Raw genomic sequence first — 20,031 nt, forward strand, 5'->3', positions numbered from 1 at the left:
CCTTCAGCTAGCCGGCCATGAGGTCGACCGCCTGCCGCCTTCGGCGCGTCCTCGCGCCGCGGGAATCGCGTCTCCAGTCGTAGAGCTCAAGCATCAGCGCGAACCCCGGCCCAGCTCGTTCTCGTCCAGATGGGAGTGGGTGGGAGAGCGTCAATGGGGAGCGACCAGGCGGTAGCCGACGCCGCGGACTGTTTGGATCAGGCGGTCGTCGTGGTCGCCGAGGCGGGCTCGGAGGCGTTTGACGTGGACGGCTATGGTGTTGGTCGACATGGCGTCGGCCGCGTGCCAGACGTGGCGCATGATCTGCTCCCGCGTGACCGTGCGGTCGGCGTTGCGCATCAAGTAGTGCAACAGCTCGAACTCCCGGAGGGGCAGGTGCACCGGCATGCCGGCCACGCGCACCTGGTAGGCCCCGACGTCGAGCTCGACGGTGCCGACCGTCAGCACCCCGCGCGAGGCGTCCCCGGGGAACGCCGCGTGGACCAACGGCAGCAGCTCGGGCACGCGGTAGGGCCTGGCCACGCACGCCGTGGCTCCGGCGGCGAGGCCCTGGACGGCCTGTTCCGCGTGTCCTTCGCCCACTCCTAGCAGTACGGGTACGGCGCGGGCGCGCCGTACCGCGCGTACGAACTCGACCGGCCCGATGACGGGCAGGGTGGCGCTGACGAGTACGACGTCAGGCCGGAGGGCGCCGGCCTGGAGAAGCGCCTGGGCGCCGTCGGACACTCCTGCGACGAGAACCCCTTCGCGCTCCAGTGCCTCGGCCAGTTCCCTCACCATCTCGGCGTCGGGATCGGCCACCAGCAGCATGGGCGCCGACCGAGTGTCCCCGTCCACTTCTGGTGCCGCCTGCGGCTGGGTCACACCATCTCCCTCTGGCTCCTAAGGCTCCGAGACTTCACCGGCTCCTGGTACCGGGGAGCCGATCACCCAAAGCGTCCGGTGATGTAGTCCTCGGTCGCCTTCTGACTCGGGTTGGTGAAGATCTTGGAGGTGTCGTCCATTTCGATGAGCTTTCCGGGCTGGCCCTGCCCGGCCAGGTTGAAGAACGCCGTACGGTCGCTGACGCGGGCCGCCTGCTGCATGTTGTGCGTCACGATCACGATCGTGTAGTCGTTCTTCAGCTTGGCGATGAGGTCCTCGATGGCCAGCGTCGAGATCGGGTCCAGGGCCGAGCACGGCTCGTCCATGAGCAGGACGGCCGGGCTGACGGCGATGGCCCGCGCGATGCAGAGCCGCTGCTGCTGGCCGCCGGACAGGCCCGCACCCGGCTTGTTGAGCCGGTCCTTGACCTCGTTCCACAGGTTGGCGTCCTTCAGCGACGTCTCGACGATGCCGTCCAGTTGGGAGCGGGAGACCCGGCCGTTGAGCTTGAGCCCGGCGGCGACGTTGTCGAAGATGGACATCGTCGGGAACGGGTTCGGCCGCTGGAAGACCATGCCGACGGTGCGGCGCACCGACACCGGGTCGATGTCCGCGCCGTAGAGGTCCTGGTCCTCAAGGAGGATCTTGCCGTCGACGCGCGCGCCCGGGATGACCTCGTGCATGCGGTTCAGCGTGCGCAGGAACGTCGACTTGCCGCATCCTGACGGGCCGATGAAGGCGGTGACCGAGCGCGGCTCGATCGTCATCGTGATGCCTTCGATCGCCTTGTGCGATCCGTAGTAGGCGTCGAGGTCGGAGACCTCGATCTGCTTGGCCATGTCGATAACCCCTTACCGGCCCTTGGCGGGGGCGCGCCACCAGGCGATGAGGCGTGCCACCAGGTTGAGCAGCATGACGATCAGGATGAGGGTGAGGGCTCCCGTCCAGGCCCGGTCCACGGCCGTGACGTTCGGACGCTGGGCCTGGTCGAAGACGTACAGCGGGAGGCCCATCTGAGGCCCGTTGAACGGGTTCTCGTTGATGGAGTCGGTGATGAAGACCGTGAGCAGCAGCGGCGCGGTCTCGCCGGCGACGCGGGCGATGGCGAGCATGATGCCGGTGACGATGCCGGTGAGGGCGGTCGGCACGACGACCTTCATGATCGTTCGCCACTTGGGCACGCCGAGGGCGTAGGACGCCTCGCGCAGGTCGTTCGGGACCAGGCGCAGCATCTCTTCGGCCGAGCGCACGACGGTGGGCATCATCAGGATCGACAGGGCGAGCGCGCCCGCGAAGCCCGAGTAGTTCATGTCGAGCACCAGGACCCAGAAGGCCAGGATGAACAGACCGGCCACCACCGAGGGGATGCCGGTCATGACGTCGACGAAGAAGCTGATGGACTGCGCGAGCCTGCGGCCCTGGCCGTACTCGACGAGGTAGATCGCGGTGAGCAGGCCGATGGGGACCGAGATCAGCGTGGCGAGGCCGACCTGCTCCAGCGTGCCGAGGATGGCGTGGTAGGCGCCTCCTCCGGCGTCGCGGGCGCCGATGTTGCGCATGGAGTGGGTCAGGAACTCCGCGTCGAAGCGGGCGAGACCGTTCTTGACGACCAGCCACAGGACCGAGATCAGCGGGACGACCGCGACCGCGAAGGCCAGCCAGACGAGCCCGAGGACGACACGGTCCTTCAGCCTGCGGCTGAAGGACACGCGGGTGATGACGGCGGGCGGCATGGGGGAGACGGTCATGCGGCTGCCCTCGCGTATTCCTTGCGCCGCGCGATGATCAGACGGGCGGCCATGTTGACCAGAAGGGTGATCACGAACAGCACCAGGCCGGAGGCGATGAGCGCGCCCTGGCCGATCGGCGTGGCCTCGCCGAACCCGTTGGCGATGTTGGCCGCGATGCTGTTGCCGTCGTTGGACAGCACCTGGAAGGTGATGCCGAAGGTCGCGGGGAAGATGAGCGCGACCGCGATCGTCTCGCCCATCGCGCGCCCGAGGCCGAGCATGGCCGCGCTGATGACGCCGGGACGCCCGAACGGCAGCACCGACATCCTGATCATCTCCCACCGGGTGGCGCCGAGGGCCAGCGAGGCCTCCTCCAGCGACCGCGGGGCCTGCAGGAACACCTCGCGGGAGATCGCGGCGATGATCGGCAGGATCATGATGGCCAGCACGACGGCGCCGGTCAGCATGGACTTGCCGTAGACGGCGTCGCCCGCGAACAGGGGGATCCACCCGAAGTACTCGTTCAGGAAGGTCCAGGGCCCCTTCACGAACGGGATGAGGAAGATGACGCCCCACAGGCCGTAGACCACGCTCGGGACCGCGGCCAGCAGGTCGATGATGTATCCCAGGGCGCCGGCCAGCCGCCGGGGCGCGTAGTGCGAGATGAAGAGGGCGACGCCGACGGCCACCGGCAGCGCCATGATCAGCGCGAGCAGCGAGCTGAGCACGGTGCCGAACGCCAGGGCCGCGATGCCGAACTTCGGCTCGGTGGCGTTGGGCGTCCAGAACTTCTCGGTGAGGAAGTTCCCGGTGTTGGCCTGGAGGGCCGGGACCGCCTTCACGATGAGGAAGATCGCGATGGCGGCCATGATCGCGAGAAGGATCACCCCGGCGCCCGTGGTCGCGAACCGGAAGGGGCCGTCTCCGCGACTGCGCCGGAAGGCGGGCCGGCGCATGGCCGGTCCGCCTTCCCTGGTACGAAGTGGCGTGGCCATCGAGTTAGGAGATCGCCTCGACGGCGGTCTGGACCTTGGTCAGAAGGCTCGCCGGCAGCGGCGCGTAGCCGAGACCGGTCAGGGCGTTCTGACCCTCGCTGCTGGCGGTGTACTTGAGGAACGCCTTGACCAGCTTGGACTCGTCGGCCGACAGGCCCTTCTCGCAGGTGATCTCGTAGGTCACCAGGACGATCGGGTAGGCGCCCGCGGCCTTGGTGGCGTAGTCGATCGAGAGCTTGAGGTCGTTGCCGGTGCCCTTGACCTCGGCGGCCTCGACGGTCTTGGCGGCGCTCTCGGGGGTCAGCTCGACGAACTCGCCGGAGCCGTTGGCGACCTTGGCCTTGCTCAGGCCCGAGTTCTCGGCGTAGGAGAGCTCGACGTAGCTGACCGAGCCCTCGGCGCCCTTGACGGTCTGGGCGATGCCGTCGGAGCCCTTGGCGCCCTGGCCCTTGGCCTCGGCGGGCCAGGCCTTGGCGGGCTCGTACGGCCAGCCGGCCGTGGCCTTCAGGAACTTGGTGAAGTTGTCGCTGGTGCCCGACTCGTCCGAGCGGTGCACGGCCTGGATCGGGGTGGAGGGGAGCTGCGCGTCGGGGTTGTCCTTCTTGATCGCCGCGTCGTCCCACTTGGTGATCTTGCTGTTGAAGATGCCGCCGATGGTGGCGGGGGACAGCTGGAGGTTGTCGACGCCGGGGAGGTTGTAGACCACCGCGACCGGGCCGATCACCATCGGCAGGTTGATCGCCTTGCCGGTCTTGCATCGGGCGTCGGCCTGGGCGGGCTCGCCCTTGTCGTCCTTGAGCGCCGAGTCGGAGCCGGCGAACGCGATCGTGCCCTGGATGAACGACTGGACGCCCGCGCCCGAGCCGCTGCCCTGGTAGTTGATGCTCACGCCCGGGTTCGCTCCCTGGAAGTTCTTCTTCCACTCGGCGATGGCGTTGCCCTGCGCCGAGGAGCCCGCGGCGTTGATCGTGCCGCTGAGGCCGCCGCCGGCGTCCCCGCTGCTGCTGCTCGTGCCCGGAGCCGCGGACGTGGTGGCGCCAGGGGCGTTGTCATCGGTACCGCACGCAGCGAGCGAAAGCACGCCGGCGATGGCGGCTACGGCGAGCCGGCCTGCACACTTCACGTTTGTTGTCCTTCCACGCTGTTCTCACAACGGGTAGGACGGTAAAGAGTCAAGATGACTTAATCCCCGGTTAAAGGTGAACGACGAATGAACGGGCCCGGTCGCGTCGTTTGGAACGGGTCAAGTTCCGAGGTCGCCGCCCATGTCACAACTTGAACACCATGCCGTGGGGGCATGGCGGCGTCCACATCGTGAGAATTCGGGGCCGTACGCGACTGTGCCCCTACGGTGAGTCACACGCGGGCCGCCCTGCCGTAGCGTCGAGGGAACGACGGTGAGGAGGGTCGACATGCTGACAGCGGACGTACGTCCAGGGTGCGGTCAGTGCAGCTGCTACCTCGACGACCGGGTCATCTCGCGTCCCCCGGACGAGCGCTGAGCCCCGCCGCCCGGGTGCTCAGCCGCCCAGGCGCTTGAGCACCTCGGCGTGCAGCAGGGGGTTGGCGCACACCAGGCTGCCGCCGTCGACGTCCGCCGCGCCGGACAGGTCGGTCCATACGCCGCCGGCCTCTTCGACGATCACGGTCAGCGCGGCCATGTCCCAGGGGGACAGCTCGGGCTCGGCCGAGATGTCGACCGCGCCCTCGGCGACCATCATGTGCGACCAGAAGTCGCCGTACGCGCGGGTGCGCCACACCACGCGGGACAGGTCCAGGAACTCGTTCAGCCGCCCGCGCTCCTCCCAGCCGCCGAAGCTGGAGTAGGAGAACGAGGCGTCGGCCAGCCGGCTCACCGACGAGACCGTGCACCTGGTGGCCTTGGTGAGGCTCCGGCCCGTCCAGGCGCCGCCGTCGCGGGCCGCCCACCAGCGGCGTCCCAGCGCGGGGGCCGACACCACGCCGACGACCACCTTGTCGTGCTCCATGAGCGCGATCAGCGTCGCCCACACCGGCACGCCGCGCACGTAGTTCTTGGTGCCGTCGATGGGGTCGACCACCCAGCAGCGCGAGCCGTACCCGCTGGTCCTGCCCTTCTCCTCGCCGATGACGGCGTCGCGCGGGCGGGCCCGGCGCAGCGTGCCGCGGATGGCGTCCTCGACCGCCTGGTCGGCGTCGCTCACCGGGGTGAGGTCCGGCTTGGTGTCGACCCGCAGGTCGACGGCCTTGAACCGGCGCATGGTGAGATCGTCGGCGCTGTCGGCGAGCATGTGCGCCAGACGCAGGTCGTCGGTATAGCCCGTCACAGGCAGAACGGTACCGTGCCGGGGGTCGCTTTCACCGGGAGTGCCCGTTTCCCCGCGGGTTCAGTCGTCCTCCGGCGCGTCCCGGCTGGCGAACAGGCGGCGCAGGGACGCGAGGCTCGCCGCGTCGGCGTGGCCCTGTTCCACCCAGGCGTCCAGCGCGCACTCCTCGCCCCGGTGGGTGCAGCCCTTGGGGCAGTTGACGGCGCCCTCGGCCAGCGCGGGGAAGGCCGCCAGCACGTTGTCGATCACGACGTGCCCGAGCCCGAAGCTGCGCACGCCCGGCGTGTCGATGATCCACCCGCCGGAGGGCAGCTCCAGCGCGACGGCGGAGCTGGAGGTGTGGCGCCCGCGCCCGGTGATGGCGTTGACGTGCGACACCGCGCGCCCGGCGTCGGGAACCAGGGCGTTGACCAGCGTCGACTTGCCCACCCCTGAATGGCCGACGAGCACGCTGAGGCGCCCGGCGAGCTTGGTGCGCAGTTCCTCCAGGTCGCCGCCCTTGCGCACGACCACGTACGGCAGCCCGAGGGGCTCGTACCGCGCGACGAGCTCGTCCGGGGCGGCCAGGTCGGCCTTGGTCAGGCAGAGCAGGGGCTCGATGTCGGCGTCGAAGGCGGCGACGAGGACGCGGTCGATCATGCGCGGCCGGGGCGGCGGGTCGGCGAGCGCGGTGACGATGACGAGCTGGTCGGCGTTGGCGACGATGGGACGCTCGACCTCGTCGGTGTCGTCGGCGCTGCGGCGCAGCATCGAGGTGCGCGGCTCGACCCTGACGATGCGCGCCAGCGTGTCGGGCGTGCCCGAGGTGTCGCCGACCAGGGCGACGCGGTCGCCCACCACGACGATCCCCTTGCGGCCGAGCTCGCGCGCCCGCATCGCCGTCACCTCGCGGGGAGCCTCCCGCCGCCTCCCGCGGCCCTCACCTTCGACGAGGCACGTGTAACGGCCGCGGTCGACCGCCACGACGAAGCCCTCCACGGCGTCCTCGTGCGCGGGACGTATGCGGGTCCTCGGCCGCGACCCCTTGCCGGGCCTGACCCGTACGTCCTCCTCGTCGTATTCGCGTCTTCTCAGTGGCCGTCCCCCAGCATCCGCGCCCACATGTGGGCGAACTCGGGAAGGGTCTTGGCGGTGGTCGCGATGTCCTCGACCTGGACGCCGGGGACGGCCAGGCCGATCACCGCGCCGGCCGTGGCCATGCGGTGGTCGGCGTAGCTGTGGAACACCCCGGCGCGCAGCGGGCGCGGGGTGACGGCCAGGCCGTCCTCGGTCTCGGTGACCTCGCCGCCGAGCCCGTTGATCTCCGCGGCCAGCGCCGCCAGCCGGTCGGTCTCGTGCCCGCGCAGGTGCGCGATGCCGCGCAGCCTGCTGGGCGAGCCCGCGAGCGCGGCCAGCGCGGCGATGGCCGGCGTCAGCTCGCCGACGTCGTGCAGGTCGGCGTCGATGCCCTCCAGCCCGCCGCCGCCCGACACCTTCAGCCCCTCGGGAACGCGCGACACCGTCCCGCCCATGCGCGCCAGCAGCTCGCGCAGCGCGTCGCCGCCCTGCGTCGTGCGCTCGGGCCAGTCGGGGATCGTGACCTCGCCGCCGGTGACCAGGGCCGCCGCCAGGAACGGCGCCGCGTTGGACAGGTCGGGCTCCACGACCACGTCACGCGCGGCGATCGGGCCCGGCTCGACCCGCCAGACGTCGCGCTCGGAGTCGTCCACCTCGGCGCCCGCGGCCCGCAGCATCTGGACGGTCATCTCGATGTGCGGCATGGACGGCACGGGCGGGCCGGCGTGGCGGACGGTCACGCCCTTGGGGTAGCGGGGCCCGGCCAGCAGCAGGCCCGAGATGAGCTGGGAGGACGCCGAGGCGTCCAGCGTGACCTCACCGCCGACGATCGGGCCGCGCAGCGTGAACGGCAGCGCGTCGCCGTCCACCCGGGCGCCCAGCGCGCGCAGCGCGGCGAGGATCGGGCCCATGGGCCGCTTACGGGCGTGCGGGTCGCCGTCGAAGGACACCTCGCCGTCGGCCAGCGCGGCGACGGGCGGGACGAAGCGCATCACCGTGCCGGCGAGCCCCACGTCGATCGACGCGCCGCCGCGCACCGGGCCGGGCACGACGTGCCAGTCGGCGCCGGAGGCGGTGTCGTTCGAGGAGGTCAGCCGGGCGCCGAGGGACCGCAGGGCGGTGACCATGAGATCGGCGTCGCGGCTGCGCAGCGCGCGGCGCAGCGTGCCGGGACCGTCGGCCAGCGCGGCGAGCAGCAGGGCGCGGTTGGTCACCGATTTGGACCCGGGCAGCCGGACGGCCGCGCGGACCGGGCCGGACGCCGCGGGCGCGGGCCACAGGGGAGCTGACATAGCTCCGAGCCTACCGGGAGCCCCCTCCCGCACGGGCTGACGCGCGGCCCCGCGGCAGGTCCCCGAAGGGAGGGGCGGACGAGGATAGGGGGTGCGGTTTCGCGGCCGGGGGGCGCGTGAGGCGCGGTGGTGGGGCAGTCTATGGGCATGTGTGGCAGATACGCGTCGGCGCGCAAGCGTCAGGACCTGCTGGAGGAGTTCAAGGTCGACCTGGACGGTACGTCGCAGGAGCTGGCCGCGGACTACAACGTCGCCCCCACCAAGAAGGTGTACGCGGTGCTCACCCGGCCGCAGGTCGCCGACGGTGAGAAGCCGGACGCCGGGCAGGAGGCCGTGCGCCAGCTCCGGGTGCTCAAGTGGGGCCTGGTGCCGGGCTGGGCCAAGGACCCCTCCATCGGATCCCGCCTGATCAACGCCCGGGTCGAGACGCTCACCGAGAAGCCCTCCTACCGCAAGGCGTTCGCGCAGCGCCGCTGCCTGCTGCCCGCCGACGGCTACTACGAGTGGTACCGGGCCGACAAGAAGACCAAGCAGCCCTACTTCATCCACCCGGCCGACGGGGGGGTGATGGCGATGGCGGGCCTGTACGAGTTCTGGAAGGACCGTACGCGGGCCGACGACGACCCGTTGAAGTGGCTGGTCACCTGCACCGTGATCACCACGGCGGCCGAGGACCACCTCGGGCGCATCCACGACCGCATGCCCGTCGTGATCCACGAGGACCGGTGGGCCGACTGGCTCGACCCGGCGCGCACCGACACCGGCGAGATCATCGACATGCTGGCCGCCGCGCCGCCGAGCGGCCTGGTCGCCTACCCGGTGTCGAGCGAGGTGAACAGCGTCAAGAACAACGGGGCGCACCTCGTCGAACGGGACGGGTCCGAGGAGGCCGCGCTGTTCTGAGGGGACCTGAGAAGTATGGCGGCACGCGCGAAAAGGCTGGGTAACGCCGGTGTAAGAACCCGGCCGAATGGGCATCCGCTCAAGAAGCGATGACTCGCCGACGGAGGGTCACCGCCCACAGGATCCCAGAGCCAGGCGGGAGTTCCGGGGGATCCCGCCTACGGCCGTGCCCGTTTTTCCTTCCCGGAGGTGCGGATTCGTGGACGACGCGACCGCTCGGACCCAATTGCAGAGCATGCTCACCGAACTCGACCGATCCATCAGGGTGCTGCGGGGCGACCCCGTGACCGTGGGCGACAGGTCGGCGGCGGACGCCGGCTCCGACCTCACCGACGCCGACCGCAGGCAGGCCATGATCGACGTGGCGACGCGCCAGCGCACGGCCGTGGTGGACGCGCTGAGGCGACTCGACGCCGGCGACTACGGCCGCTGCATGGACTGCGGCAAGCCCGTCCCCGAGGGCCGCCTGGCCGCGCGCCCGGAGGCCGCGCGGTGCGTGCAGTGCCAGTCGCGGCGCGAGCGGCGCCGCTGAGAGACCGGCCTGGGCGGCGCTCAGCCGGGCCTGCGGGCGCTCGCCACCAGATGGATCCCCACGGTGTCGTCATCGTCCGGGTGCGCGTCGAGCTCGGTACGCACCAGCCAGCTCAGCGCGCGGCCGTCGGCCGCGAGGACGTGGTCGACGGTGGACGGTGACAGCACTGTGCGGGGCCGCACCCACTCGACCTCCAGGCCCGCGTCGGCCAGCAGCTCGCGAAGCTGGGTGCTGGAGAAGCAGCGGGTGATGCTGCCGTCGGGCCACGGGACCAGCATCACCTCGCCGGTCCCGGTCTGGCACAGGTGGGCCCAGTAGTTCTGCTCCGCCATGATCGCCATGCCGAGCACGAGCGAGTCCACGCAGGTGAGCACCCGCCCGCCCGGCTTGAGCACGCGGGCGACGTCCTCGATCGTGGACTCGGCCATCAGCTCCAGCGACAGCGCGCGCTCCTCGGCGATCACCGCGTCGATGGAGGCGTCCGGAAGAAAGCCGAGGTCGTCGGCCCTGACCCTGCGGATCCTGTTGGAGGCGTCGCGCAGCCAGGGGTCGGGGGAGCGGCGGAAGTCCACGACCTCGATGACGCGGTGCCCGGCGCCCGCCGCCTGCACCGGCCAGCGGCCCCGCCCGCCGGACAGGTCCAGGATGAGGCACGGCCGCTGCGGCAGCCATCGCCTGAGCTGTTCCGCGACCACGGCATGGTAAAAGGTCCAGTACGGACCGAGTGCGCCTGAGCCGTTCAGCTCGCTGGCTGGGATGGGCAGCACGCGTGGCTCCTGGACCGTCGGGGCACCGGGGCTGGCAACCGGCCGGTACGTATCTTTTTCCCCGTACCGGGTCGATCGTCACCTTCTACTTACCGGGAACAGATGCTATGCCTCGCGTGTTGCAGACGGGCGTAAACACGCGAGGAGGTTCCGTCCCATGCTGGTGGCCGAGGTCGCTGAGCGGTCGGCCGTAGGCGAGCCGGTATTCTCGGCTCCGTACGGTGCGTATAAGGGGGTGGGTCCGGTCTCCAAGACAGCGGAGGAGACTCTGGAGCAACGCAGCCAGCGGTTCGAGCGTGACGCCATGCCGTACCTCGACCAGCTGTACTCGGCCGCGCTCCGGATGACCAGGAATCCCGCGGACGCGGAGGACCTGCTTCAGGACACCTTCGCCAAGGCGTTCGGTTCGTTCCACCAGTTCCAGGAGGGAACGAACCTCAAGGCCTGGCTGTACCGCATCCTCACCAACACCTTCATCAACACCTACCGCAAGAAGCAGCGGGAACCCAAGCAGTCCGGCACGGAAGAGATCGAGGACTGGCAGCTCGCACGCGCCGAATCCCACACCTCAGGCGGCCTGAAGTCGGCCGAGGTGGAGGCGCTGGAGCACCTCCCGGACAGTGACGTCAAGGAGGCGCTGGCCGCGCTCCCCGAAGATTTCCGTATCGCGGTGTACCTCGCCGACGTGGAGGGGTTCCCGTACAAGGAGATCGCCGACATCATGGGCACTCCCATCGGGACGGTCATGTCCCGTCTGCACCGCGGGCGGCGCCAGCTGCGGACGCAACTAGAGGACTACGCACGCGGACGCGGGCTTGTGCGATCGGAGGACCCGTCGTAATGGAGCGCGGGGACAGAGGGTACGGCGCGGAGTTGGGCGGAGGGGCCGTGCGGGACGGCCATGGGCTGGGCGCGGGCGCCCTTGAGGGGTGTCGGGCATGAGCTGTGGCAAACCGCACGACACCGACTGCAAAGAGGTCCTGGACCGTGTGTACACGTTCCTGGACGGCGAGCTGGACGACCGCAGGCGGTCGGACATCACCCAGCACCTGGACGAGTGCGGCCCCTGCCTAGAGGAGTACGGCCTGGAGAAGGTCGTCAAGCAGTTGATCGCCAAGCACTGCGGGTGCGACCAGGTTCCCGAGGAGCTGCGCTCGAAGGTGCTCCAGCGCATCGAGGCGGTCCGGGCCGAGCTGGCCGAGTAGGGGGTCCGGTCTGGCCCGCGCGCCGATCGCCTAAGATTCCGGGGTGCGCGTACTCGTGACCGGCGGTGCCGGGTTCATCGGCTCCACCCTCGTGGACCGGCTGCTGGCCGACGGGCACGACGTGGCCGTCGTGGACGATTTCTCCTCCGGAGACCACGCCAACCTCGCCGCCGCCGGCGCGAGCCCGAAGTTCACGCTGGCCGAGCTGGACGTCAGGGACGCCGGGCTGGGCGAGCTGGTGGCGCGGTGGCGCCCCGAGGTGGTCTGCCACCTCGCCGCCCAGATCAGCGTGCGCGCCAGCGTCGCCGATCCCGTGCACGACGCCCGGATCAACGTCGAGGGCGCGGTCAACGTGCTGGAGGCGGCCCGCCTGGCCGGGGCGCGGAAGGTCGTGCACGCCTCCTCGGTGGCCGTCTATGGCCGCCCGCACGCGATCCCGGTGCCCGGGGACGCCCGGCCGGACCCGAGGTCGCCCTACGCGGCCTCGAAGCTGGCCGGCGAGGTCTACCTGTCCATGTACCGCGCCCTGCACGGCCTGCAGGGCACCACGCTCGTGCTGTCCAACGTCTACGGCCCCCGGCAGTCGCCCCAGGGCGAGGCCGGGGTCGTCTCGATCTTCACCGACGCGCTCCTGCGCGGCGCCCCGACCGTGATCTACGGTGACGGGTCCCAGACCCGCGACTACATCTTCGTCGAGGACGTCGTGGACGGCTTCGCGCGCGCCTGCGGCCCCGAGGGGGACGGCCGGCGGTTCAACCTCGGCACGGGCGCGCAGACCACCGACCGGGAACTGCACGCGCTGGTGGCCGCCGCGGCCGGGGCGCCCGACGCGCCCGGCTTCGCGCCCGCCCGGCTCGGCGACCTCCCCGCCATGGCCGTCGACCCCGCCCCCGCGCTCGACGGCCTCGGCTGGCGTCCCCGCACCGACCTTCTCGCCGGGCTCAAGACCACCGTCGAGTGGGCTAGATCGCGTTAGCTACGGGTAGTGGTTTGATTACGCTTTGGATGCGATTCTTCGACTTCCCCTACGGGTCTCCGCGCTTTCTGTAGCCTGAAGCCGGACTCGATGGGGAGGCGGCACATGGTGAAGGCAATGGCCACACGCATGGTGGCGGCCATGACGATCGGCTGCTTCGCGGGCGCCCTGGCCGTGGTGGTCCTGGCCGCGCTCGTGGTCGTCTCGGGAGGCGCGGCGCAAGCCCCCACAGGCATCTCCTGGATCTGAGCGCGTGCCCGTGACGGCCCTGGGCGGCCGCGGTGCGTGAGCTTCCGTGGCCGGCGAAAATCTATCTGGCCGCCGTGGTGGCGGTGGCCGCCGGGCTGATCGTGCGGGGCCTGGTCGTCTCCGAACCTCTGGCCGAGCACGAATGGCCCACGTTGCTGGTGCTCGCGCTGCTCTTCCTGGTCTGCGAGTCGGTGCCCACGCTGCTGAACGTCCAGCAGGCGGCCATGTCGGTCAGCTTCTCGGCCGCGCTCGCCGCGGTGGTGCTGGTCGGCGGGGCGGGCGCGGCGCTGGTCGGCGCCACGGCGGTGCTGAGCGTCCGGCCGGGCCTGCCGATCCACAAGCGGCTGTTCAACGGCGCGCAGTTCGCCCTGTGCGGCTACGCGGCCGGGTGGGTGTTCGAGGCGCTGGGCGGTCACCGTCCCGTCGTGGGCGACAACCGGTTCACCGACCTGCTCGGCCCGTTCATGGGCGCGGCGGCGGTGTTCGTCCCGCTCAACTTCGTGCTGTTCGCCGTCATGCTCTCGCTGGCGGGGCAGCTCCGCACCGAAGAGGTGCCGCTGCGCGGCCTGCTGCAGTTCTTCATCTCCTACCTGGGCTACGCCACCTTCGGGCTGCTGATCGCCGGGCTGTGGGCCACGGTCCAGTCGATCTCCGCGGTGCTGGTGCTGCTGCCGCTGTTCATCGCCCGGTGGGCCTTCGGGCAGTACCTGGCCCAGCAGCGCTCCTATGACGCCACCATCGCCGCCCTGTGCCAGGCCGTCGAGACCAAGGACTACTACACGCGCGGCCACTGCACGCGCGTGTCGGCGGCCTCCACCATGATCGCCCAGGAGATCGGCATGCGGCCCGAGCGCATGCGGGCCATCGGCTACGCGGGCATGCTGCACGACGTCGGCAAGCTCGGCGTGCCGACCAAGGTCCTGCAGAAGGAGGGCCGCCTCACCGAGGAGGAACTGGCCGCCATCCAGTTGCATCCGATGCGCGGACTGGAGATCGTCCGCGGCATCGACTTCCTGGACGAGGCGTTCGCCGGCATCATGCACCACCACGAGCGCCAGGACGGCAGGGGCTATCCCATGGGGCTGGCCGGAGCCGAGATCCCCGAGTTCGCCCGCATCATCGCGGTGGCCGACGCCTTCGACTCGATGACCTCCGACCGCGCCTACCGCAAGGCCAAGTCGATCGAGGAGGCCGTGGCCGAGCTGCGCAAGCAGGCGGGCACCCAGTTCGACCCCATCATGGTCAGCGCGTTCATCCGCTCCCTGGACCGCCAGGGGTGGGACCCTCCGGGCAAGGTCGCGGCGCCCAAGGCCGACGAGGTCGTCGAGACCGTCGTCAAGGACCACGACGATCCGACCACGCCCATCGAAGTGGTGTCCGAGCGGTGACGACGGCATCCCGGCCCCTCCACGGGCTCGACTCCGGCGGCCTGCTGCTGATCTGCGCCGCGGGCCTGGTCACCCTGGCCGGCATCGCCTACACCGCCGCCGTCGGCCTGGTCGACCCCCAGGTCGCGGTCGCGTTCGGCGTGCTGGTCGCGGCGGGGGAACTGGCGCGGCTCACCATGCCGGGCAACCGCGAGGTCGCCCCCATCGGCGCCGCCGCCGCGCTCGGGTACACCTTGCTGCTGGACGTCGGCGGCCAGCCCGCCCGCCACTCGGCGCTGCAGGTCGTCGCGGTCATGTCGGCGGGCATGGTGCTCGGCGCCCTGCCCCACCTCGCCGTCGGCAGGCCGCCCCAGCTGGACGCCATCGCGCGCCGCCTGCTGTCGGGCGCGCTGCTCGCCTTCGCCTACCGCCCGCTGGCCTCCACGCTGTACGCCACCACCGGCAACGGCCAGGGCACGTGGTGGGCCGTGCTCGGCGTCATGGCCATGCTCATCGTGGGCATGCTGGCGGCCGACGTCGTCATCGCCGCGGTGCTGCGGGCCGCGCAGGTCCGCACGGCCTTCCGGGTCGCGATCCGCGACGAGCTGCGCATGGCCGCGCCGCTCGGCGCCGCCGTCGCCGCGTCGGGCACCCTGCTGGCCCTGGCCTCCCACAGCATGAACCTCGCCGCGCTCGTCGTCTTCGCCGCGCCGCTGCTGGTCACCCAGGTCGCCTTCCGCAAGTACGCCGGCATCCGGGCCACCTACCTGCAGACCGTCCGCGCGCTCGCCCGGGTCACCGAGGTCGGCGGGTACGTCGAGCCGGGCCATTCGCGCCGGGTCAGCCGCCTGGCGGTCGCCATCGGCCGCGAGCTCGGCATGGCCGAGCCCGAGCTGCTGGAGCTGGAGTACGCCGCGCTGATGCACGACATCGGCCAGCTCTCGCTGCGCGACCCCATCCCCGGCGGCGCGACCGTCCTCACCGACGCCAAGACCGCGCGCAGCATCGCCGAGCTGGGGGCCGAGGTCATCAGGAAGACCGGCGTGCTGGACCGGGTGGCCGACATCGTCCGCCACCAGGGGGACCCGTTCGACGGCGCGGACGCCCCGCCGCTGGCCAGCCGCATCATCAAGGCGGCCAACGCCTACGACGATCTGGTGGGCGGCTCCACCGATCGCGACCGCGCGGCGGCGGCCCTGGAGCGGCTGCGGCTCGACGGCGGGGACGAGTACGATCCCGCGGTGGTGGAGTCGCTGGCCAAGATCGTCGACCGGGTGGCCCCCGCCAACCGCCTCTGACCCCCGGTTTCCGCTTTCTCACAGGCGGCGGGCCCGCGCGTGACGTGCGTCCCGGCCGCTCGCACCCCTACCTTGCAGGGCTTTTACCGTTCCCGGCGGGTCGGCGGACCCCGGATGTCGGGCCGCCGTGATTGTAGGGTTCCCACAGATGGGACACGGGGGATCGGTGGTTTCGCGCGAAGGGTCGGGAGAACGATCCGGCCATAGGGTGGTGATCCATCGAAGGGAGTGCGGCCGATGTTCGACAGCGTTCTTGTGGCCAATCGCGGGGAGATCGCGCGGCGGATCATCCGCACGGTCAAGGCCATGGGCCTGCGCGCCATCGCCGTGCACTCCGAGGCCGACGCCGACCTGCCCTTCGTCGCCGAGGCCGACGACGCCTACGCGCTCGGCCCCGCCGCGCCGGCCCACAGCTACCTCGACATCGCCAAGGTGCTCGAAGCCTGCCGCGCGACCGGGGCACGAGCCGTCCACCCGGGGTACGGCTTCCTGGCGGAGAACGCGGCCTTCGCCCGCGCGGTCGGCGAGGCGGGGCTGGTGTGGATCGGGCCTTCCCCGGACGCGATCGCGCGCATGGGCGACAAGATCAACGCGCGTAACCTCATGGAGAGCGCCGGCGTGCCGGTGGCGGCGGGCACGCGCGAGCCGGTGACCGACCGGGACGGCGCCCTGGCCGCGGCGGCCCTGATCGGCTACCCGGTCATGGTGAAGGCCGCCGGGGGCGGGGGCGGCATCGGCATGGGCGTGGCCCGCGACGACGCGGCGCTGGTCCGGGCCTTCGACACCGCCGCGCGTGCCGCCGAGCGCTTCGGCGGCGGGGCGGCCATCCTGCTGGAGCGCTTCGTCGAGCGGGCCCGCCACGTCGAGGTGCAGATCCTCGGCCTCGCCGACGGCACTGTGCTGGCCCTCGGGGAGCGCGACTGCTCGGTGCAGCGCCGCCACCAGAAGGTCGCCGAGGAGGCGCCGTCGCCCGGCGTCACCCCCGAGCTGCGCGCCCGCATGCTCGCCGCGGCCGTGCGCGCCGGGGAGGCCGTCGGCTACCGGGGCGCGGGCACGGTCGAGTGCCTGGTCGACGCCGACCGGCAGGACTTCGTGTTCCTGGAGATGAACACCCGGCTGCAGGTCGAGCACCCGGTCACCGAGCTGGTCACGGGCGTCGACCTGGTCGAGCAGCAGCTCCTCGTGGCCGCGGGCGAGCCCGTCACGGCCGGCGGGGCCGTCGAGCCGCGCGGGCACGCCATCGAGCTGCGGGTCTACGCCGAGGACTCCCGGCGGTTCCTCCCCGGCCCCGGCAAGATCGATGTATGGGAAGAGCCGGTTGGCCCCGGCATTCGCCTCGATTCCGGATATGTCGCGGGAAATACGGTCACACCCTTCTACGATCCTTTGATGGCGAAGCTGTGCGTCCACGGCGCGGACCGGGCCCAGGCCCTGGACCGGGCCCGCGCGGCCGTGGCCGCCTTCCGCGTCGAAGGTCCCAAGAGCAACCTCGCCTTCTGCGCGGAGCTCCTGGACAACGCCGAGTTCGCCGCGGGCGACTACGACACCGGCCTCGTCGCCCGCATGCGCGCGTGATGCCGAGTCCGCCCGTGCCGCGGCGAGGGACGCGGCCGGGGCCACATGAAGATCAGTGAAAGAGGGGAGTTCCGGTGGCGGAAGTACGTGCGGAGATGGTGGCGAACGTCTGGAAGGTCGTCGTTGCCGAGGGGGACGCCGTGAACGAGGGGGACACGCTCGTCATCCTGGAGTCGATGAAGATGGAGATCCCGGTCCTGGCCGAGGACTCCGGCGTCGTGGCCGGCCTCAAGGTGGCCGAGGGCGACGTCATCCAGGAGGGCGACCTCATCGCCGTCATCGACCCGTCGTGAGCGCCGGGCCGCCCCCGACCGGGCGGCTCAGCCGGACAGACCGGACAGGAAGCGCTCACGGTCGACCACCACCCGCTCGATGGTCGCCGTGGCGACCGTCCGCCTCGCGTCCCGGGTGGTGACCTCGAAGAGCAGGCGCCTGCCGTCCACCTCGGCCAGTTCGGCCACCACCTCGACGTGCGCGCCCACCGGGCTGGCCGCCCGGTGCTCCAGCGTCACCTTCGTGCCGACCGACGTCTGCCCGGGGGCGAGGTGGTCCTGGACGGCCCGCACGGTCGCGGCCTCGGCGAAGGCCAGCAGCCGCGGCGTGCCGAGCACCGGCACGTCACCGCTTCCCAGCCTCATGGCGGTGTCGCTCCGCTCCACCATGAACACCAGTTCGGCACGCAGCCCGGGTTCGATCGTCATGGGCGCCAGCCTAGGCGGATGGCCCCTTGCGGGGGTCTGGGAGGCCGGGTGTGGCTTCACGCCTTCTGGCACCACCTTCACCGGATGACGGCCTTGACGGAGAACGATGCAATACGCTTCTCGCGTGAGCCCCTACTGCGACCACTGCGGACGCCTCGGTGACGACGGCGACCACTCCGCGTGCCGCACCGCGCGGCTCATGGAGCCGCCTCGCTACTGCGGGGCCTGCCGCCGCAGGCTCGTGGTGCAGGTGACCCCGCGAGGCTGGTCTGCCCGTTGCGTCGAACACGGCGTGACGTCCGACTGACACCCTGGCGCGAGCACAGTGAAATCAGAGCTTTGTGATACTTCCGTGACCTCGGCGCGACACAAGTCCGCTTTGTTGGAGAACTCCGGGGTGGCGTCGGGTTACATGGATTGGGGTTAGCGGGGGAGACATGGTGGCCCAAGGGACCACGCTGGCGGGACGTTACCGTCTGGACGTCCGAATCGGCGCCGGCGGCATGGGCGAGGTCTGGCGTGGGGAAGACACGGTCCTCGCGCGCACCGTCGCGGTCAAGGTGCTGTTACCAGGCCGCATGGACGACCCGGGGTTCGCCGCGCGCTTCCAGGGGGAGGCCCGCGCGATGGCGACGATCAACCACCCGGGCGTGGTGGACGTCTACGACTACGGCGTGAGCGAGGTCCCGGGAGCCGGTCCCACCGCCTACCTGGTGATGCGGTTCGTCGACGGGGAGCCCCTCGACCGCCTGCTCACCCGGCTGGTCCGCATCGGCGCCGAGCCCGCCATGGAGCTCATCGCCCAGGCCGCCTCGGCCCTGCAGGCCGTGCACGACATGGGCATCGTCCACCGCGACGTCAAGCCGGGCAACCTGCTGGTCCGCCCGGACGGCACCCTCGTGCTCACCGACTTCGGCATCGCCCGCGCCGACGCCGGCCACCGGCTGACCGACGCCGGCATGGTGCTCGGCACCGCCGCCTACTGCGCCCCCGAGCAGGCCGAGGGCCAGCCGGTCACGCCCGCCGTGGACCTGTACGCGCTCGGGGTCGTGGCCTACGAGTGCCTGGCCGGGCAGCGGCCCTTCGACGGCGAGAGCCCGGTCACGATCGCGCTCAAGCACATCCGCGAGGAGCCCCCGCCGCTGCCGTCCGACGTGCCCCCCGCCGTCCGGCACGTCGTGGAGCGCGCCCTCGCCAAGGACCCCGCGCGCCGGTGGCACAGCGCGGCCGAGATGAGCATGGCGGCCCGGCAGGCGATGCTGCAGGACACCGGCAGCTCGGCCGCGGTGTCCGGGCTGACCGGCATGATCGCCTACCCCGGCCGCGCGGCCCCGCAGACCGGGGCCGCGGGGGTCCACGGCGGGCCGTACATGGCCACGCCGGAGACCGGCGCCCGCCTGGGCGTCCCCGCAGGTCCCACGCCCCCGCCGTACATCATGCCGACCGCCGCGTCCCCCGCCGCCGCGCCGGACACGAGCGCCGCGCCCGCGTCCCCGCCGGGGCGGCGGGGCACGCGCGGGCGCAGGGCCGCCGCGGGGCGCGGCACCAGGCCCGGGCTGATCGTCGGCGTCGTCGCCGCGGGCGCCCTGCTCGGCGGGCTGGGCGCCGTGGGGTTCAACCAGCTCGTGAGCCAGAACGCGGCCGCGGGCGTCAACCCCACGACGTCCCCGACGGTCGCGGGCGCCTCCTCGGCGCCGGGCAAGGTGTCGCGCTCGCCGCGCCCCTCGCCGACCCCTCCGCGTTCGGAGCCGGTGACCCCGCCGACGACCTCCGAGCCCAGCGCGGAGCCCAGCACGTCCGAGCCCTCGCCGTCCCCCACCAAGACCCGCTCTCCGTCGCCGAGCGCCTCGCCGAGCAAGCCGGCGCCCAAGAAGAACGTGCCCCCGGTGATCAACCTGACCGAGGCCCTGGCCAAGACCAGGCTGCAGGCCGCCGGATTCAAGGTCAGCGTGGACATCTACGGCGACCCCAGCGACGAGGGATGCACGCGCGTGCTCGACCAGCTGCCGGGCGCGGGCGCCTCGTGGCCGGTGAACAAGCCCGTGACGATCGTGGTCGCGCAGGGCATCGACTGCGGGGGCGAGCCGAGCCCGTCTCCGACCCCGACGCCGTCCCCCTCGCCGACCGCTCCCTGAGTCCCCGCAGACGGCCGCGGGCGCCGTCGCGGGCCCCTGGCACTCGGGGGCGAGATCGTACGGGCCTGAACGACCTCAGG

22 protein-coding genes are annotated in these 20,031 nt (G+C 71.6%); 12 read left to right on the top strand and 10 right to left on the bottom strand.

Annotation, left to right across the window (positions count from 1 at the left end; all coding sequences use genetic code 11):
- Positions 1 to 150: 150 nt before the first annotated feature.
- The 8 genes from BJ982_RS13325 to aroA all read right to left on the bottom strand — a co-directional run bounded on the left by BJ982_RS13325 (position 151) and on the right by aroA (position 8,243).
- On the bottom strand, positions 151 to 864 hold the full coding sequence (locus BJ982_RS13325) for a response regulator transcription factor (RefSeq protein WP_184880003.1): 714 nt from the start codon (positions 862 to 864) through the stop codon (positions 151 to 153).
- A gap of 62 nt (positions 865 to 926) precedes the next feature.
- On the bottom strand, positions 927 to 1,703 hold the full coding sequence (gene pstB, locus BJ982_RS13330; protein WP_184880005.1) for a phosphate ABC transporter ATP-binding protein PstB: 777 nt from the start codon (positions 1,701 to 1,703) through the stop codon (positions 927 to 929).
- Between the two features lie 12 nt (positions 1,704 to 1,715).
- Complete coding sequence (gene pstA / locus BJ982_RS13335; protein ID WP_203959499.1) at positions 1,716 to 2,612, bottom strand: phosphate ABC transporter permease PstA; 897 nt, start codon at positions 2,610 to 2,612, stop codon at positions 1,716 to 1,718.
- Positions 2,609 to 3,550: a phosphate ABC transporter permease subunit PstC gene (gene pstC / locus BJ982_RS13340; RefSeq protein ID WP_260413761.1), complete on the bottom strand. Its 942-nt coding sequence runs from the start codon at positions 3,548 to 3,550 to the stop codon at positions 2,609 to 2,611. Before pstC ends, pstA begins: the two co-directional genes overlap by 4 nt.
- Positions 3,551 to 3,593: 43 nt before the next feature.
- Entirely contained in the window at positions 3,594 to 4,670 is a 1,077-nt protein-coding gene (gene pstS / locus BJ982_RS13345; protein WP_239123781.1) for a phosphate ABC transporter substrate-binding protein PstS, read from the bottom strand.
- Positions 4,671 to 5,109: 439 nt separating this feature from the next.
- Positions 5,110 to 5,895, bottom strand: coding sequence for a histidinol-phosphatase (gene hisN, locus BJ982_RS13350; protein WP_184880011.1), 786 nt, complete (start codon positions 5,893 to 5,895; stop codon positions 5,110 to 5,112).
- Between the two features lie 60 nt (positions 5,896 to 5,955).
- Positions 5,956 to 6,969 (bottom strand): ribosome small subunit-dependent GTPase A, encoded by a 1,014-nt coding sequence (rsgA, locus tag BJ982_RS13355; RefSeq protein ID WP_184888801.1) that lies wholly within the window; start codon positions 6,967 to 6,969, stop codon positions 5,956 to 5,958.
- Entirely contained in the window at positions 6,966 to 8,243 is a 1,278-nt protein-coding gene (gene aroA / locus BJ982_RS13360) for a 3-phosphoshikimate 1-carboxyvinyltransferase (protein ID WP_184880013.1), read from the bottom strand. The genes rsgA and aroA overlap by 4 nt, the downstream gene beginning before the upstream one ends.
- Before the next feature lie 147 nt (positions 8,244 to 8,390).
- Between aroA and BJ982_RS13365 the strand changes: the two genes are divergently transcribed.
- Together BJ982_RS13365 and BJ982_RS13370 are read left to right on the top strand one after the other, a co-directional pair.
- A complete protein-coding gene (locus BJ982_RS13365; protein WP_184880015.1) occupies positions 8,391 to 9,146 on the top strand; it encodes an SOS response-associated peptidase in 756 nt (251 codons plus the stop codon).
- Positions 9,147 to 9,345: 199 nt separating this feature from the next.
- Positions 9,346 to 9,678: a TraR/DksA family transcriptional regulator gene (locus tag BJ982_RS13370; protein ID WP_184880016.1), complete on the top strand. Its 333-nt coding sequence runs from the start codon at positions 9,346 to 9,348 to the stop codon at positions 9,676 to 9,678.
- A gap of 20 nt (positions 9,679 to 9,698) precedes the next feature.
- On the opposite strand, the gene BJ982_RS13375 is transcribed toward BJ982_RS13370, so the two are convergent.
- On the bottom strand, positions 9,699 to 10,445 hold the full coding sequence (locus tag BJ982_RS13375) for a class I SAM-dependent methyltransferase (protein WP_184880018.1): 747 nt from the start codon (positions 10,443 to 10,445) through the stop codon (positions 9,699 to 9,701).
- Positions 10,446 to 10,680: 235 nt separating this feature from the next.
- Here BJ982_RS13375 and BJ982_RS13380 point away from each other — a divergent pair, with 235 nt between their 5' ends.
- The 8 genes from BJ982_RS13380 (at position 10,681) to BJ982_RS13410 (ending at position 17,408) form a co-directional block, all read left to right on the top strand.
- Positions 10,681 to 11,286: a sigma-70 family RNA polymerase sigma factor gene (locus BJ982_RS13380; RefSeq protein WP_184880019.1), complete on the top strand. Its 606-nt coding sequence runs from the start codon at positions 10,681 to 10,683 to the stop codon at positions 11,284 to 11,286.
- A gap of 97 nt (positions 11,287 to 11,383) precedes the next feature.
- A complete protein-coding gene (rsrA, locus tag BJ982_RS13385) occupies positions 11,384 to 11,650 on the top strand; it encodes a mycothiol system anti-sigma-R factor (protein ID WP_184880021.1) in 267 nt (88 codons plus the stop codon).
- 43 nt (positions 11,651 to 11,693) lie between these two features.
- Complete coding sequence (locus BJ982_RS13390; RefSeq protein ID WP_184880023.1) at positions 11,694 to 12,626, top strand: NAD-dependent epimerase/dehydratase family protein; 933 nt, start codon at positions 11,694 to 11,696, stop codon at positions 12,624 to 12,626.
- Between the two features lie 117 nt (positions 12,627 to 12,743).
- On the top strand, positions 12,744 to 12,875 hold the full coding sequence (locus BJ982_RS39295) for a hypothetical protein (RefSeq protein WP_260413763.1): 132 nt from the start codon (positions 12,744 to 12,746) through the stop codon (positions 12,873 to 12,875).
- Between the two features lie 32 nt (positions 12,876 to 12,907).
- The gene (locus tag BJ982_RS13395) at positions 12,908 to 14,263 is read left to right on the top strand and encodes an HD-GYP domain-containing protein (RefSeq protein ID WP_184880025.1); all 1,356 of its coding nucleotides are present in this window, start codon (positions 12,908 to 12,910) and stop codon (positions 14,261 to 14,263) included.
- Positions 14,260 to 15,540, top strand: a complete 1,281-nt coding sequence (locus BJ982_RS13400; RefSeq protein WP_184880027.1) for an HD-GYP domain-containing protein — start codon at positions 14,260 to 14,262, stop codon at positions 15,538 to 15,540. Before BJ982_RS13395 ends, BJ982_RS13400 begins: the two co-directional genes overlap by 4 nt.
- A gap of 237 nt (positions 15,541 to 15,777) precedes the next feature.
- The gene (locus tag BJ982_RS13405) at positions 15,778 to 17,115 is read left to right on the top strand and encodes an acetyl-CoA carboxylase biotin carboxylase subunit (RefSeq protein ID WP_184880029.1); all 1,338 of its coding nucleotides are present in this window, start codon (positions 15,778 to 15,780) and stop codon (positions 17,113 to 17,115) included.
- 74 nt (positions 17,116 to 17,189) lie between these two features.
- A complete protein-coding gene (locus BJ982_RS13410; RefSeq protein WP_184880031.1) occupies positions 17,190 to 17,408 on the top strand; it encodes a biotin/lipoyl-binding carrier protein in 219 nt (72 codons plus the stop codon).
- A 27-nt stretch (positions 17,409 to 17,435) separates the two neighbouring features.
- Here BJ982_RS13410 and BJ982_RS13415 read toward each other — a convergent pair whose 3' ends face one another.
- Positions 17,436 to 17,816 carry a thioesterase family protein gene (locus BJ982_RS13415; RefSeq protein ID WP_184880033.1) on the bottom strand — a complete coding sequence of 127 codons (381 nt, stop codon included), beginning with the start codon at positions 17,814 to 17,816 and terminating at the stop codon, positions 17,436 to 17,438.
- A gap of 124 nt (positions 17,817 to 17,940) precedes the next feature.
- Between BJ982_RS13415 and bsaP the strand changes: the two genes are divergently transcribed.
- Together bsaP and BJ982_RS13425 are read left to right on the top strand one after the other, a co-directional pair.
- On the top strand, positions 17,941 to 18,123 hold the full coding sequence (gene bsaP / locus BJ982_RS13420) for a biotin synthase auxiliary protein BsaP (protein ID WP_239123778.1): 183 nt from the start codon (positions 17,941 to 17,943) through the stop codon (positions 18,121 to 18,123).
- A 130-nt stretch (positions 18,124 to 18,253) separates the two neighbouring features.
- Positions 18,254 to 19,951: a serine/threonine-protein kinase gene (locus tag BJ982_RS13425; RefSeq protein WP_184880037.1), complete on the top strand. Its 1,698-nt coding sequence runs from the start codon at positions 18,254 to 18,256 to the stop codon at positions 19,949 to 19,951.
- The last annotated feature ends 80 nt before the right edge of the window (positions 19,952 to 20,031 follow it).

This window comes from Sphaerisporangium siamense, from assembly GCF_014205275.1.
Classification (GTDB): Bacteria; Actinomycetota; Actinomycetes; order Streptosporangiales; family Streptosporangiaceae; genus Sphaerisporangium; species Sphaerisporangium siamense.

What these genes read in the sequence shown, in the direction of transcription:
- pstB (WP_184880005.1), bottom strand. Translation starts at nt 1,703, where the DNA reads ATGGCCAAGCAGATCGAGGTCTCCGACCTCGACGCCTACTACGGATCG.
- BJ982_RS13365 (WP_184880015.1), top strand. Translation starts at nt 8,391, where the DNA reads ATGTGTGGCAGATACGCGTCGGCGCGCAAGCGTCAGGACCTGCTGGAG.
- pstA (WP_203959499.1), bottom strand. Translation starts at nt 2,612, where the DNA reads ATGACCGTCTCCCCCATGCCGCCCGCCGTCATCACCCGCGTGTCCTTC.
- rsrA (WP_184880021.1), top strand. Translation starts at nt 11,384, where the DNA reads ATGAGCTGTGGCAAACCGCACGACACCGACTGCAAAGAGGTCCTGGAC.
- BJ982_RS13405 (WP_184880029.1), top strand. Translation starts at nt 15,778, where the DNA reads ATGTTCGACAGCGTTCTTGTGGCCAATCGCGGGGAGATCGCGCGGCGG.
- pstC (WP_260413761.1), bottom strand. Translation starts at nt 3,550, where the DNA reads ATGCGCCGGCCCGCCTTCCGGCGCAGTCGCGGAGACGGCCCCTTCCGG.
- BJ982_RS13425 (WP_184880037.1), top strand. Translation starts at nt 18,254, where the DNA reads ATGGTGGCCCAAGGGACCACGCTGGCGGGACGTTACCGTCTGGACGTC.
- BJ982_RS39295 (WP_260413763.1), top strand. Translation starts at nt 12,744, where the DNA reads ATGGCCACACGCATGGTGGCGGCCATGACGATCGGCTGCTTCGCGGGC.
- BJ982_RS13415 (WP_184880033.1), bottom strand. Translation starts at nt 17,816, where the DNA reads ATGACGATCGAACCCGGGCTGCGTGCCGAACTGGTGTTCATGGTGGAG.
- aroA (WP_184880013.1), bottom strand. Translation starts at nt 8,243, where the DNA reads ATGTCAGCTCCCCTGTGGCCCGCGCCCGCGGCGTCCGGCCCGGTCCGC.